Genomic DNA, 14974 nt, shown 5'->3' on the forward strand with positions numbered 1-14974 from the left:
TTTTTTCTAAAACTCACATCATCAGACGAAAGTTATATTTGAAAGTAACGATGAAATATCCTTTAATTTCCTGCGTGCGGAACTCATAAAAGCCATCGGCAGTAGGCATACGATTAAAACTTTTCCTTCTCCCCAATATATCCGCCCAATGAGCCGACAATTCCGCCTTCTTCTCTTTCAGGAACCGCCAAGTAGCAGTCGCGTTCCATACAATCTCGTCATCTTCCCCTTTCTGAATATTCGTGCCGCTACGCAGCATATAAGCGGCATCCGTGCGCAACTGCAAACCGAAAGGGAAATCCACATACCCGTCAAAACGGAAGTTATAATAGCGGGTATAGTTATCATTATCATTCAAGGAATTAAGCGAATACTGGTAATTCCAGGAAGCGGCAAGTTCAAGTCCGCCCCAAGCAGGCTGATAACCCGTCCTCACTTCGCAATCCAGCGCGGTATCACGCGTCGTACTCTTCTCCGGTTGCACATTCCTGTCCTCGTTTACCATACTGACACGGTTGCTATACCTTCCCCCCGAATTCAGCCTTAAAGAAAAATGTCCCCAACGCTTCCACCAGTTTGCGTTTCCATAGGTATTCCAATTACCGTTGATATTGATAGGATACGTTTCCCGCCCACCGCTCTGTACATCATAGAGCATCACTTGCGTCACACTGTTCTGCTCCATCTGCCATCCCGCATTAGCCGACATGCCTTTGGAAGGATACTGAAAGCTCAAACGGATATTGTGAATAAACATCTGCTTCAAGTCCGGGTTTCCACGAGTGATGTACAACGGATTACTATTATCCGTCAGCGGCATCAAGTCCGACAAGGAAGGCTGCCGCGTCCTTCCGTCATAACTTAGGTTGACACGCATTTTCTCCTTTTTCTGCCACCCCACCCAGAGCATAGGTTGATAGTCAATGATATTCATCGCAGTATCTGCGTGAAGCGTCCCTACTTTCCGGTCAATGGTACGTTTTTGTGGAGTGACACCCAGCGATGCATTAAACATCCAGACATCATCCGAATAATTGAATCCCACATTCAAGTCGTGTCCGTTGCTACGGCTATGACTCCGGTTGCTCAAACTATCCACATATCCGGTTTCATAACCGGAAGGCAATTCACCGAAAACATCTGAATGGAGCAATGAAGACAAATCATAAGTAGAACGATTGTCCCGTTCATACCGGGTACTCCAATTATATGCCGCCCGGAAATGTATCTTCTTGCCGATAGGCTGGGTGAAGCTTACCCCTACCCGCCACGAATTATTCCGTTGGGGAGAATCCAGATACTGATTCCGATAAAGCACCGAATCATTTCCATGCTTGTCCTTCAGCTTGAAATACGTAGTCTGTGACAGTGAAAAACTTTCATTATCTCCCCACGATTCAGAATTCATAATATTCAATCCCAAGGTTGTTCCTTTCTCATTCAGACGGCGCATAATCCCTACCGCCCAACTGGCATTATTGGATTTCCCATCCGAGAGCGAGCGGTTCTCACTACGGTTCACCTTTATATCTTCGGGGATAGATTCAAAATCATCGAACATCCTTTCATGATTCACACTGGGCGGAGCGTCAAAAGAAGCACTCTGACTGGAACTTTCATTCTGATTAGGAGAGGATCCGAAGTTTACGTTGAAATGGAGCTGTGTACGTTTATCCAATTCTCCAAATCCCATAAGACTTGAATTTATCGACCGGCTTTTAGAGTTGTTCTCATTGGCAGACGCGGAATACTGATTACCTGTTTTCAAATACTGTTCCTGATACATGGAAGTAACATTCCCATTCCGGTTGAAATCATAATTCACATTTCCGTTCAGTGTGAACTTCTTACCGAATTTATACGTCGCATTCATCCCGACGGTATTACTTATATTATCCTTATATGTACTGTTCTGATAACGATTGGTAGAACGTGCGATAAAAGAAAGGTTCTGTCCGTCCTTGCTAAAATAGTTCACCTGTCCCTCCAAATCCTTTTTCTTATTATTGCCATACCCTACTGTCGCATTTGTCAGCCAAGTCTTGTTCAGTTCATCCTTGGTTTGCAGATCGAGCACATATTTCTTTTCTCCCGAACTGATGCCCGTAAATTCTTCCTCTTTTGATTTCTTGTCGTACACCTTCAGCTTACTAATCAAGTTTGCCGGCAGATTCTCGAGCGCTGTCTTTTTATCTCCGGAGAAGAAGGACTCCCCATTAACATTGATTTCGCTGATAGGCTGACCGTTGTAAGTCAACGAATTATCTTTCTTATTATACTCCAGTCCCGGCACACGCTTTACCAAATCTTCCAGATAAGCCCCTTCGGGAGTCTTATAGGCAGCAGCGTTGATAACGGTCGTATCCCCTTCCATCACCACTTCCTTCAATTTCCCCGTAATCGTCACTTCATCAATCCGGATATCCTCATCCTTGAGCACCACCGTGCCGACATTCACCGATGCGGAATCACCCAGCGCACGATACACCGACTGCATCCCCATAAAAGAAACCTTCATCAAATATTGCTTTTTCTTCTGCGACTGATAATTGAGAGTAAACCGACCATTTCGGTCGCTCGTCGCACCTTTCACAAACGAAGAGTCATTCTTCTCCAGGATAACGATGCTTGCAGAAGGCAAGGGCTGCTTCTTATTACCACCGGTTTCCATCGCCTGCACTTTTCCCCGAACAGTTCTCACCTGCTGGGCATATGAAACTGTATGCACAGAAAGCAGCAGTAAAAGTAATCCCACCAACTTACAAACATTCATATCATATAGTAGTTAAGTCCTAAATTCAATTTATTTCAAAAACCGGACAAAGTTAATAAAAGAGTCCCGAAATGTTATGATAAATCTGAAAAAAAGAATGGTAGCATCCCTATATTAAAAAAAGAACAGTCTGATATCTGTTTCTTACGGAAATTCCACTCATAAACAGAATAATATGCAAATAGATGAAAGAATAAGAACTACAAAGAATCAGAAAGAAAGAGATATACGTCTAAAACCATCAGGTTTAATAAAAAAAAGAAGAAAACACAAACATACATCACATCAAACATACTATTCTACATACAATTTATCAAATATAAAACAACAACAAAGCAAAAGCAACCAGCATAAAAGAGCCTTATCCGACAGTCAAAACAGGCTCATTTTCATGCAACGAAACCTTCCTTTTAAGGCATCGCCCCGTTCCTTTAAAAGAAACACTGGTTTCCTTTAAAAGGAAACTCATCATACTCACCGACCAAGCAAACATTTATAATATTCAAAAACGTATGCTTATTCTTCCCATATACACTTTCAAGGAGATATTTCGCATATTCATGCAGAAGAGAATACAATTTTCTTCCTAAAATAGACTTTTATCTTTCAGTTATCTACAAGAAAATCTTAAAAACAGAACATTTTTCACTTTGTTACTATCTAAATATCTTTGACACATATTAAATTGAAATAAAAAAATCAGCAAACAAAAGACATTATATGTAAAAAATATGCCTATCTTTGTCGTCATGAATTTGGTTCTTCTATGCATTACATTCCTTGTGGATGTCACGATATAGAAGATTAAAAGGGAATACCGTGTGAATCGGTAACAGTATCCGCTGCTGTATTTTCCCGTACTGCTGTTGAAAAGCAGTACAGTTTGTAGTAATTTGTCACTGGGATTTTTTCACTGGGAAGGCACTACAAATAAAGGGAATAAGTCAGAAGACCTACCTTTTTCGATTGAATTTTACTCCTGCGGCATACGGGAAGCAGTTCGAAGTTTTATTCTCAACAACACATATCGTGTGCGGTTGAGAAGATTCCTTTCATGACTACACTTGCCGGAGATATCTGCCGCTCCATGTAAAATTCATTATCACTCTTGTTTATAACCCAATTAAAAAGAGACTTATGATGAATGAATTTTGGAGAACAATCGCTAAGTTACTAATGCTATGCTGCATCGCCGCTCTTGCTTCTTGCGGAAATGACCGCAATCTCGGAGAAGACGAAGGAGTTATCACTCCGGGCGGAGACGGAAAGAACCCACCTGTCATTACTTTCGACAATGGTACCGGTATTTATACTGTGAAAATACTAAAGGATATCACTATTACCCCTGTTGTGGATAACGCCACCGATCCCGTATATACATGGAAGGACGAGAAAGGCAAGATTGTCAGTACAGACGCCTCATTCACTTATTCATCGCCGGCAGACGGGGAAAAGTTCTTCACTTTCAGGGTAGACGCGAAAAACGGAAGTGCCCAGGAAGAACTCCGGATAGACGTTATGGACAAGATGATTCCGTCAGTATCGTTAATCCAGTATTATTCTACGTATGTAGGAGAAAGTGTTACTATCAAGTCAGCCGTAAACTTCACGGAAGGCAGCACCTATAAGTGGACGAATGAAGAAGGCGCTATCATAGGTGATAAAGAAGAGTACACATTCGTGGCGACACAAGAAGGCTCGTTTAATATAACTCTTACAGTAACGAATGAAGACGGCCCCGGGAAAGCAACAACGACCATACGGGTAGCACCCGAAAGAAAGCTCAATATTACTTTTGAGAACGAACGTCAAACTGTACCCGCAGGACGCGCCGCCTGTGTAGCTCCTATTATTACGGACAACACAGAGAATACCACTTACGCATGGGAAGTGAACGGAGAACCATACCTGAACGAAACAAAACCAACCTTTACTTTTACACCACCGGCAGCAGGAGAATACAAAGTGAAAGTAACGGGAACAGACGGCGATGTTTCAGCAGAGGCTGCACAAACCATAGAATGCCTGCAATCGGACGAAACAGCCCGTTACCGTGCTCCGCAAGCCGGAAGTTCGAGCAGCAAAGTAACGGTATATAATCTTCTGCCTGCACCCGGACAGTTCGTACAACAAATAAGCGGAAAGACGGAAGCAGAAGCATGCCGTTATGCCGAAACCCGGATGAACGAAGTAGACAATTATGTCTCATTGGGAGCATGGGGTGGATACATCGTTGTAGGGTTCGATCATAGCGTTTATAATGCCAGCGCTAGCGACAACAACCAATACGACTTCTCAATCATAGGCAATGCTTTCAACGGAAGTTCCGAGCCGGGGATAGTCTACGTGATGCAGGATGAAAACGGAAACGGACTGCCGGACGACACATGGTATGAACTGAAAGGCTGCGAAACAGGCAAATCTACCACTTGGCAGAATTATTCCGTCACCTACTACCGCCCCCCTACCTACAATATGCCCGTACAGTGGATAGACAACCGTGGCAATACAGGAACTACAGATTTGAGACCGGCTTTCCCCGGTTGGCTGAAGGGAGACTCTTATGAACTGCGCGGCACCCGGATTAAAGAAAGAACCTTCCTCAATAATAATGGAATCTGGAGTAACGAATCTTACGAGTGGGGATATGCCGACAACTACGGTGAAGACTTCCTCTCTGACGGAGATAACCACGATGCCAATGCCATAGGAAATGGTTTCAAGATAAAGAATGCCATATATCCTGACGGAACTCCTGTCAATCTGCGTTATATAGACTTTATAAAAGTACAGACAGGCGTCCAGTCTCAAGCGGGAGTTCTCGGTGAAGTATCTACCGAAGTTTACGGCTTCCGGGATATACAAATGGAAAAGGCTCCCGGACAACTCTAAACTTATTTTCAGTACACAATTTAAATAACAATAAAGAATTTGATTATGACAAAGAACAAAATTTGGAAAATGCTTCTGACGATATTTTTCGTCGGGTTCCTGACTGCGTGCGGTGACGACGATAACCCGATTACCGGCGTAGACAACAACCCGTTTACCGGCGTAGACAACAATATTCTTTCTTTCTCGCTGTCTCTTGGAGAAAACACGTGGCAAGCCGCCATAGTAGACGATAAAGTCATCCTGTCCGCCCCTCAGGGAACGGAGCTTAACGGTGCAACCGCACATTACACTATCAGCGAGCAGGCAAGTATCACCCCCGACCCGGCAGGCATCAGCGCATGGAACGAAGAACAGCAACTGACGGTGACTTCCTATAACGGGACTTCACGCACTTACAAATATACGGTTCGCCATACTGACGTTAGTGAAGCCGCCAGTTTCGTTTTAAATTCTCAAGCTGAAGTGGATGCGTTTGCCAAAAGTAACATTACTATTATAGAAGGTAGTATCTCCATCGCGACAGCTCAAAAAGCGGAAGACCCCGTCAAGAATCTGGACGGTCTGTCCGCACTGACAGAGGTACTGGACGATATCAATATCGGCGGATACTACCAAGGAGAAAACCTGAACGGTCTTGCCAATCTGAAAAAAGCAGGAAACCTGACTATCACTTCACGCAATACCGATAACGAAACACTAACAGACATCACCTTACCCTCATTAGTTTCTGTTCGCAAGAATCTTACAATTAGCGAAAGCAAGTACTATAAAAAGATAGCTTTTCCCCATTTGGAAACCGTAAGCGGAAACTTTACCGTTAACGCCTCGGCTATGGAGCAGTTTAATGTAAACTCCCTTAAGAGAGTAGATGGCGATAATGGCTTTACGATCATTGGAGGTGTCATGACTCAATTAGAGCTACCAGCATTGGAAGTAGTGAATAAATCTCTTTATATCAGAGGTGAGAAGAGTACGAATGAACTGCTGACAATCAATTTACCTCTGTTAACCACGTGTGCCTTACTTAGTATAGAGAATGCCGTTAAGCTGGAAAACCTGAAGATTCCGGTATTGAAGAATCTAACCACCGGACTTACTCTAAGCGGATGTAGTGTTTTTAGTGATGAAAGTCTCAAAAACACCCTCAACAATATTGAGAGCATCGCAGGAACATTGGCACTCAATGGCACCGGAGTTTTTGATTTAAACCTGCAAGGGAAAAAGGTGGGGAAAGTACAGATAGGAGCCGATGACTCAACCAAAGAATTTATCATAACGGGAGATGAGCCCTTCGGCAGTATTACTTTTACGTCGAAGAATATGAATCCACCCACACTGAAAGGATTTACGACTGTGGAAGATTATAATTTAGGAACCAATATAGAAAGCAATTTAATCATTAAAGATGTAAAACGTATCAATGGAAAGCTATGGGTATCATACCCTTCAATGGGAACAGCTACCAATATATTACATGATATTCATTTACCAACTTTGGAATATGTCGGAAACATTGATATAAGTTCTTTAGGAGTAGATGTTGTGTCAGACGAATTAGATGCACCCAATTTACAAACCATAGGAAGTGGTGGCATTTACTTAAATGTCCATAATGAACAACCCGATTTTTCATTCATTAAAATGAAAAATATTGAAAAGATTGAGGGACAATTGTATATTAAAGCCAGAAGCTCAAATAAATCTCAAATAAATAAGTTAGACATAAAAGAGATTTTCCCAAAACTGAAAGAATTAACCAATGTCTATATTTGGGGATTTCCTAAACTCTATGATTATAGCTCATTCAAAGAATTTATAGACAATGGCATGATAACTACATGGAAGGTTACATACTGTGGTTATAAACCGACTTTACAACAAATGAAAGATTCACCGACTGGTGATTTCACCAATAATTAATCATTAAATAATTCACAAAATGAAAAAGAAGTATCTTTTTTATGCAGCCTTTGCATTGACATTCGTGCTGGGCAGTTGTAGTGATGAAATGTTCGACAATGCCGGACAAGTAAATGAACCTTCTTCACAAAACACACGTGCAGTAGGCAATGCGAGTTGGACGAAAGCATACGTGTTATGCGAAGGTACCTGGAAACAGAATCCGCCATCTTTGCCAGGAAAGCTGATAACGTATGATAACAACTGGGTAGGAACTGACACATTAGAAGTCGGAGATACAGGCAATGATCTCATTCAATATGGTTCTAAATTATATTGTGCTGTCAGCGGCCATGACTTAACAGCTGACAATGGAGGGATCTGGGTACTCAATGCCGCCACAGGAGTACCATATACCACCACAATGAAACAATATGACGACCCAAAGAATGGACACAATGCTATGCCACGTCGTCTTGCTGCTTATGGAGGAGAAGTATACATCACGCTTTATTCAGGAGCTGTGATAGCTATTGATACTCTCGATTATGAAATAACAAAGTCTATAGAATTAGATGCCACTTATTCCGAAGGTATATGCATTGCTTATGATACTGTATATGTCTGCAATTCAGGTAATGCAGGAGACTTATATGCCGGACAAGGTACTAGTATCTCAAAGCTTCCACTTGACCTTAGGTCAGAAACACAGATTACCGTCCCCACCAATCCAAAATTGATAGCACAAGCTCCGAACGGAACTCTCTATTTCAATTCTTTGGGTAACTATACAACAGAGAAATCTGCATTGTATAAATTAGAAGGAGAAAGTTATTCTCTTCCCGCTGTAGCAAATCTAGTAGATGCATTTAAAATAGGCAATAACGCTATTTATACTACATACGTAGACTGGTATGACCCAAGCTATGAAATGCCAACTACTTTACAAAAAGTATCATTCAGTGGAGTTGCTACACCATTTACTACAGATATTCCTGATCTGATGCTTGGTTATAGCGTTTCTGTAAACCCATTTAACGGAGATGTCTGCTTCGGACAAAGCGGAGAAGATCTATATGTTTACGATTCTGACGGAGCACCTATACGCGTAGATACCCCTATAAAGACTGGCACAGGTAATCCTAATAGTGTAGTATTCGTTAAATAACTTTTCCAGTCAAAACTGAAAAGTTCCAATCAATCTCATTCACCTCTCTCCGAAACTTCTTCGCGAGGGAGGTGAATCTTCTTATTTTTTCCTACTTTTGTCTCCCGATAAAAAGAGATATATTGTTGATAAGTACAACCGCATGAAGATAAAGACTCAAATAATCATTCCCCTCTTTCTCCTATTCCTTGCCGTAGCATCGTGCATGGACTACGAACCACCCCTAAAAACGCCTACTTTAGTGCCGGACAACGTACTGTTCATCACCAATGAAGGAAACTTCCAGTATAGCAGCGCCAGCCTTTCCTTCTATGACATGAAGACAGAAAAAGTGGAAAATGACGCATTCTATCGTGCCAACGGAAGAAAACTGGGCGACGTGGCACAATCCATGACCATTTATGACGGAAAAGCATACATAGTCGTCAATAATTCGGGAGTAGTATTTGTGGTCAATCCGCAAACTCTTGAAATACTCGGTGGTATCAATAACCTGACTTCACCGAGATACGTGCATTTCGTTAGCAGTACGAAAGCCTATATTACTGACTTGTACGCCCCCATCATCACCATATTCAACCCGGAAACCCTGCAAAAGACAGGGACTATCGACACCAAAGGACACAAATCGACGGAACAAATGGTGCAATACGGAAAGTATGTATTCACCAATTGCTGGTCTTACGACAATAAGATTCTAGTGATAGACACCGAAACAGACCAAGTGGTGGACGAAATACCCGTAGGCGTACAACCCACTTCGCTCGTTATTGATAAATATAACCAAATATGGACAATAACCGATGGCGGATACGAAGGCAGCCCGTATGGATACGAAGCACCGGCTCTCTACAAAATAGATGCCGCCACCCGGACAGCCACCCAATTCTATACTTTCGGGAAAGGGAAAAGAGCTTCGGAAGTAAATCTTAACGGCAAACGGGATACGCTTTATTTTATCAGTGAAGACATCTGGCGAATGGATGTCACCGACTCACGCGTTCCGGTACGCCCGTTCCTGAAGTCACCGGGCAGGAACAGTATCTTCTACGGACTGGCGATAGACCCTCACACCTCGGAAGTGTACGTCGCGGATGCCATAGACTACACACAACCCGGTGTTATCTACCGGTTTACTCCCGAAGCTGTGCCCGTAGACACCTTCAAGGTGGGCGTCATTCCCGGAGCATTTTGTTTCAACTATAACGAAAACTGACGTATGCTGAAAAGAATTAAAATAGGCATTGTAATTCTGCTAGGCAGTATCTTGTCCGTACAAGGACAGGATAATAGCGTGGCATGGCAATTGCGCATAGATACTGTGACCATTACGGGCAAGCGTCCGTTCCGTGACATCGGAACCACAAAAACCGTCCTCGACTCTCTCGTACTACGGGAAAGCATAACCAACAGCCTGGCGGATATTCTTTCACAAAGCACGTCTATCTTCATCAAAAGCTATGGACGGGGAACGATGGCGACCGCCTCTTTCCGGGGCAGCTCCCCTTCACATACGCAAGTGTTATGGAACGGCATGAACATCAACTCCCCCATGTTGGGACAGGTGGACTTCTCACTGATTCCGTCCTTTTTCATCGACGACATGAGCCTGTGGCACGGAGCAAGTTCCGTCAATGTGACCGGCAGCGGACTGGGTGGCGCCATCACACTAGGCACAAAGCCGATGGACGAAAAAGGATTCGACCTCAAATTCATACAAGGCATCAGTAGCTACCGGACATTCGACGATTTCCTGCACTTCCGCTATGGAGGCGAGAAATGGCAAAGCTCCACCCGTCTCTACTTCGTCCATTCAAAGAATGACTTCAAGTACACCAATTACGAAAAAGCATCCATCGGCGATGACGGCAGCTACAACGAGGAATATGAAAAAAGCAGGAACAAGAATTGCGAGTATCAGGACTTCCACGCACTGCAAGAGCTCTACTACGACCGCAAAGACGGCAATAAGTTTTCATTGGCGGCCTGGTTCATGAACTCCGACCGGGGAATACCAATGCTGACAACCGACCAGCACAAAGACAGAGAGTATAAAACCAGACAGGAAGAAACGACATTCCGTGCCGTAGGGGGATGGGACAAAACTGCCGAAAAGCTGAAAGCGTCCGGTAAACTGGGATATACCTATACACACATGCTATACACGTATAATGTACATGCAGAAGAAACACCCGCCAACCAAATGCAGAACGCAAGCAGTTATGTTTATTCCGGCTTCCTGTCAGGAAACGTGGAATATATACCTACTGAAAAGTGGATGTTCGGAGCAACAGTGAACGGAGCATACCATTATGCCGACACATGGGAAGCGATACATGGAACGGGGTATTTTGAAGGCCGTCCGGAAGTGTCAGCCCTTGCCACCGCACGCTACCGGCCTTGTTCGCGCATAGGATTGGCGTTTGACTTGCGGGAAACGTTCTACGACGACAAATTTACGCCGCCTATCCCCGCCGCTTTCCTCGACGTGACGCTTTGGCCACGTTACGGATTAATGCTCAAGGCATCTATCGCCCGCAACTACCGCTATCCCACGCTGAACGACCTTTACTTCCTGCCGGGAGGAAACCCGGATTTGCTACCGGAGAAGGGATTCACATACGACACGGGAATTGAATTTACAATCAAATCGGATGACCTCTTTTCACTGAAAGGTGAAGTGACGGCTTTCGATTCGCACATCGACAATTGGATTCTCTGGGTGCCACACCCGAAAGGTTACTGGACCCCGCGCAACGTGAAACAGGTACACAGCTACGGCTTCGAAGTGAAAGGAAAAGCCTCTCTGCATCTGGGTGACTGGACAATCTGGCTCGATGCCAACTGGAACCTCACCAAAGCAATCAACAACGGTGAACCTGCCAACTCTGAAGACGTATCCGTCGGAAAGCAGCTTGTCTATATCCCCCAGTATTCGGCAGCCCTCATGGGACAAGTGAGTTGGAAGGATTTCTACTTTCTATACAAGTATAATTACTACAGCGAACGTTTTACGACTTCAAGCAACGAACTATATACCCAAAGGGATAAACTGAATTCTTACTACATGAACGATGTATCGCTGGAAAAACGGTTTCAATGGAAAAAGACGGCTCTGTCCGTGAAGTTTTCCGTTTTCAACTTGTTCAACGAAGAATATGTGTCGGTACTCAGCCGCCCGATGCCGGGAAGGAATTATAGTCTGACTATCGGGATTAACCCGCACTGGGGGAAAAAGAAGTAAGATATAAATTATTGAAGTATTAAGTATTAAAATAATAGATGATTATGAAGATTAAATCTGCTTTTCCGGTTCTTTCACTGCTATGCCTCTTCTTTCTGGCAAGTTGCATATCCAACAAAAAGACATCTCTGGAAGCATTCAAACAGGACGTATATACTCCCGAATATGCTTCCGGATTCAAGATAGTGGGAGCAGACAACGCAGCCAGTACCCTGATACGTGTTTTCAACCCGTGGCAGGGAGCTGAAAATGTAGAAATGTCCTATTTCGTTTCACGCAACGGCGAACAGGCGCCTGCCGGATTTACCGGTCCCGTCATTCCTGCCGGAGCACAGCGTATCGTATGTATGTCTTCTTCCTACATTGCCATGCTCGACGCACTGGGACAGGTAGACCGCATTGTCGGAGTATCCGGCATTAATTATGTGTCGAATCCTTATGTCCTTTCACACAAAGATTCAATCAAGGATATGGGTCCCGAAATGAACTACGAACTATTGCTCGGATTGAAACCGGACGTCGTACTGTTGTATGGTATCGGAGACGCTCAGACCGCCGTGACGGACAAGTTGAAAGAGCTCGCTATTCCTTATATATATATGGGCGAATATCTGGAAGAATCGCCACTGGGCAAAGCGGAATGGCTGGTCGTATTATCCGAACTGACGGACAGCCGGGAAAAGGGAATCGAAATATTCCGGGAAATACCGGAACGCTATCTGGCATTAAAAGCCCTCACGAAATCCTCGGAAGAACGTCCCACGGTAATGTTCAATACTCCCTGGAACGACAGTTGGGTAATGCCTTCCACGAAAAGTTATATGGCACAACTGGTTGCCGACGCCGGAGCCGACTATATCTACAAAGAAAATACCGCCAACAGCTCTACCCCTATCGGACTCGAAACTGCTTACGGGCTGATACAGAAAGCCGACTATTGGATTAACGTAGGCTCGGCTGCCACACTGGATGAATTGAAAACAATCAATTCCAAATTCAGCGACGCCAAAGCCGTACGCGAGAAAACCGTCTATAACAATAATTTGCGGCTGACTGCTACCGGTGGCAATGACTATTGGGAATCGGCAGTAGTACGCCCCGACGTTGTATTGCGTGACCTGATTCATATTTTTCATCCCGAATTAGTATCCGATTCACCTTATTATTACCGTCATCTGGAATGAAACAGTCCCGCAGACATACCGTTTTACTATTCAGCATATTAGGAATAGCAGCCATACTGCTGCTACTGGCAGATATGGCTACCGGAGACACGTATATCCCGATTTCCAAAATATGGGCGGTACTCACCGGGGGCGAATGTGACGAAATGACGCGTAACATTCTCCTTTCCATCCGTTTCATACGGGTAGTGGTCGCTTCGCTGATAGGCATAGCCCTTTCCGTAAGCGGATTACAGATGCAGACCGTTTTCCAGAATCCGTTGGCAGACCCTTATCTGCTAGGAGTAAGTTCCGGTGCGGGACTGGGAGTAGCTTTGTTCATCCTGGGAGCTCCGTTGCTCGGGTGGTCAGACTTTCCTTTCCTGCAATCTATGGGCATCGTTGGTTCCGGCTGGCTAGGAACCGCCGTTATCCTACTGGGAGTAGCTATCATCAGCCGGAAAGTGAAAAATATTCTGGGTGTCCTGATTATGGGAGTAATGATTGGTTATGTGGCAGGTGCCATTATCCAGATATTACAATATTTAAGCTCTGCCGAGCAATTGAAAATGTTCACACTATGGTCAATGGGCTCTCTCGGGCATATCACAACAAATCAGTTATGGATTATGATACCGGTATTACTGATAGGTCTGTTAATCTCGGTAGCCTGCATCAAACCGTTGAACCTATTGCTGTTGGGTGAAAGCTATGCACGTACAATGGGAATGAACATCAAACGTTCACGCACGCTTATCTTCCTCTCTACCGCCCTGCTGACAGGAACAGTCACAGCTTTCTGCGGCCCCGTAGGTTTTATCGGACTGGCTGTGCCACACATCACGCGGCTGCTGTTCAATAATGCCGACCACCGATTATTAGTCCCCGGCACAATACTGACAGGGCTCATCAGTATGCTGCTCTGCGACATCATTGCAAAGAAATTCACATTGCCGGTCAATTGTATCACCGCCTTGCTGGGTGTTCCGGTCATCTTATGGGTAATAGCTAAAAACTTGCGTATAATAAAATGATTCAACTCAAGGAATTAACACTAGGATATGGCCAACGCGTATTGTTGGATAAGGTTTCTGCCCAAGTCTCCGGTGGACAACTCATCGCCTTACTGGGACGCAACGGAACCGGCAAAAGCACCCTTCTACGTGCCATAATGGGACTTGAAAAAACGCAGACAGGAGAGATCATCCTTCAAGGAGAGAACATCGCTTTGCTGAAACCGGAAAGGCTTGCCCGGAATATCAGTTTCGTAACTACCGACAAGGTGCGTATCGCCAACCTCCGTTGCGAAGATGTTGTCGCACTGGGACGTGCTCCATATACAAACTGGATAGGACAACTGCAAACGGAAGACAAAGAACGGGTAGCCGAAGCCATGCGGCTGGTAGGCATGACAGACTATGCAGAGAAGACAATGGATAAGATGTCCGACGGCGAATGTCAGCGCATCATGATAGCCCGCGCACTCGCACAAGATACTCCCGTCATTCTGCTTGACGAACCGACTGCTTTTCTGGATTTACCCAATCGCTACGAACTCTGCCTGCTTCTTAAAAGACTGGCACAGGAAAAAGGAAAATGTATCATCTTCTCTACACATGATTTGGATATCGCCTTGTCACTTTGCGACTTTATCATGCTGATAGACAATCCGCAATTATATAGTCTGCCTGCCCGGGAAATGGTAGCCAGCGGTCATATAGAAAGACTATTCAGAAATGAGTCTATCACATTCGATGCTCAGGAGATGAGGGTACGGATAAGATAAAAAGCTTGTCGGTTTCTTAGTGAACCAACAAGCTTTCATTAACTAT

Annotated in this window: 9 protein-coding genes and 1 riboswitch; of the genes, 8 read left to right on the top strand and 1 reads right to left on the bottom strand. The window is 44.3% G+C overall.

From position 1 onward, the window contains the following. Positions 1 to 13 precede the first annotated feature (13 nt). Positions 14 to 2773, bottom strand: coding sequence for an outer membrane beta-barrel protein (locus BacF7301_RS25520; protein ID WP_167967003.1), 2760 nt, complete (start codon positions 2771 to 2773; stop codon positions 14 to 16). Between the two features lie 739 nt (positions 2774 to 3512). Next, a riboswitch (cobalamin riboswitch) is annotated at positions 3513 to 3748 on the top strand. A gap of 162 nt (positions 3749 to 3910) precedes the next feature. On the opposite strand from BacF7301_RS25520, the gene BacF7301_RS25525 reads away from it, so the two are divergent. The 8 genes from BacF7301_RS25525 to BacF7301_RS25560 all read left to right on the top strand — a co-directional run bounded on the left by BacF7301_RS25525 (position 3911) and on the right by BacF7301_RS25560 (position 14928). After that, positions 3911 to 5665 carry a PKD-like domain-containing protein gene (locus tag BacF7301_RS25525; protein ID WP_167967004.1) on the top strand — a complete coding sequence of 585 codons (1755 nt, stop codon included), beginning with the start codon at positions 3911 to 3913 and terminating at the stop codon, positions 5663 to 5665. Positions 5666 to 5710: 45 nt separating this feature from the next. Then, positions 5711 to 7588, top strand: a complete 1878-nt coding sequence (locus tag BacF7301_RS25530) for a DUF5018 domain-containing protein (protein WP_167967005.1) — start codon at positions 5711 to 5713, stop codon at positions 7586 to 7588. Between the two features lie 19 nt (positions 7589 to 7607). Then, the gene (locus BacF7301_RS25535) at positions 7608 to 8735 is read left to right on the top strand and encodes a YncE family protein (RefSeq protein WP_167967006.1); all 1128 of its coding nucleotides are present in this window, start codon (positions 7608 to 7610) and stop codon (positions 8733 to 8735) included. A gap of 142 nt (positions 8736 to 8877) precedes the next feature. Beyond that, on the top strand, positions 8878 to 9951 hold the full coding sequence (locus tag BacF7301_RS25540) for a YncE family protein (RefSeq protein WP_167967007.1): 1074 nt from the start codon (positions 8878 to 8880) through the stop codon (positions 9949 to 9951). A gap of 3 nt (positions 9952 to 9954) precedes the next feature. Continuing rightward, the gene (locus tag BacF7301_RS25545; RefSeq protein WP_167967008.1) at positions 9955 to 11979 is read left to right on the top strand and encodes a TonB-dependent receptor plug domain-containing protein; all 2025 of its coding nucleotides are present in this window, start codon (positions 9955 to 9957) and stop codon (positions 11977 to 11979) included. 44 nt (positions 11980 to 12023) lie between these two features. Next, entirely contained in the window at positions 12024 to 13163 is a 1140-nt protein-coding gene (locus BacF7301_RS25550; protein WP_167967009.1) for an ABC transporter substrate-binding protein, read from the top strand. Then, positions 13160 to 14176, top strand: a complete 1017-nt coding sequence (locus BacF7301_RS25555) for a FecCD family ABC transporter permease (RefSeq protein ID WP_167967010.1) — start codon at positions 13160 to 13162, stop codon at positions 14174 to 14176. Before BacF7301_RS25550 ends, BacF7301_RS25555 begins: the two co-directional genes overlap by 4 nt. After that, a complete protein-coding gene (locus BacF7301_RS25560; protein ID WP_167967011.1) occupies positions 14173 to 14928 on the top strand; it encodes an ABC transporter ATP-binding protein in 756 nt (251 codons plus the stop codon). The genes BacF7301_RS25555 and BacF7301_RS25560 overlap by 4 nt, the downstream gene beginning before the upstream one ends. Positions 14929 to 14974 lie beyond the last annotated feature (46 nt).

Source organism: Bacteroides faecium (assembly GCF_012113595.1).
GTDB lineage: Bacteria > Bacteroidota > Bacteroidia > Bacteroidales > Bacteroidaceae > Bacteroides > Bacteroides faecium.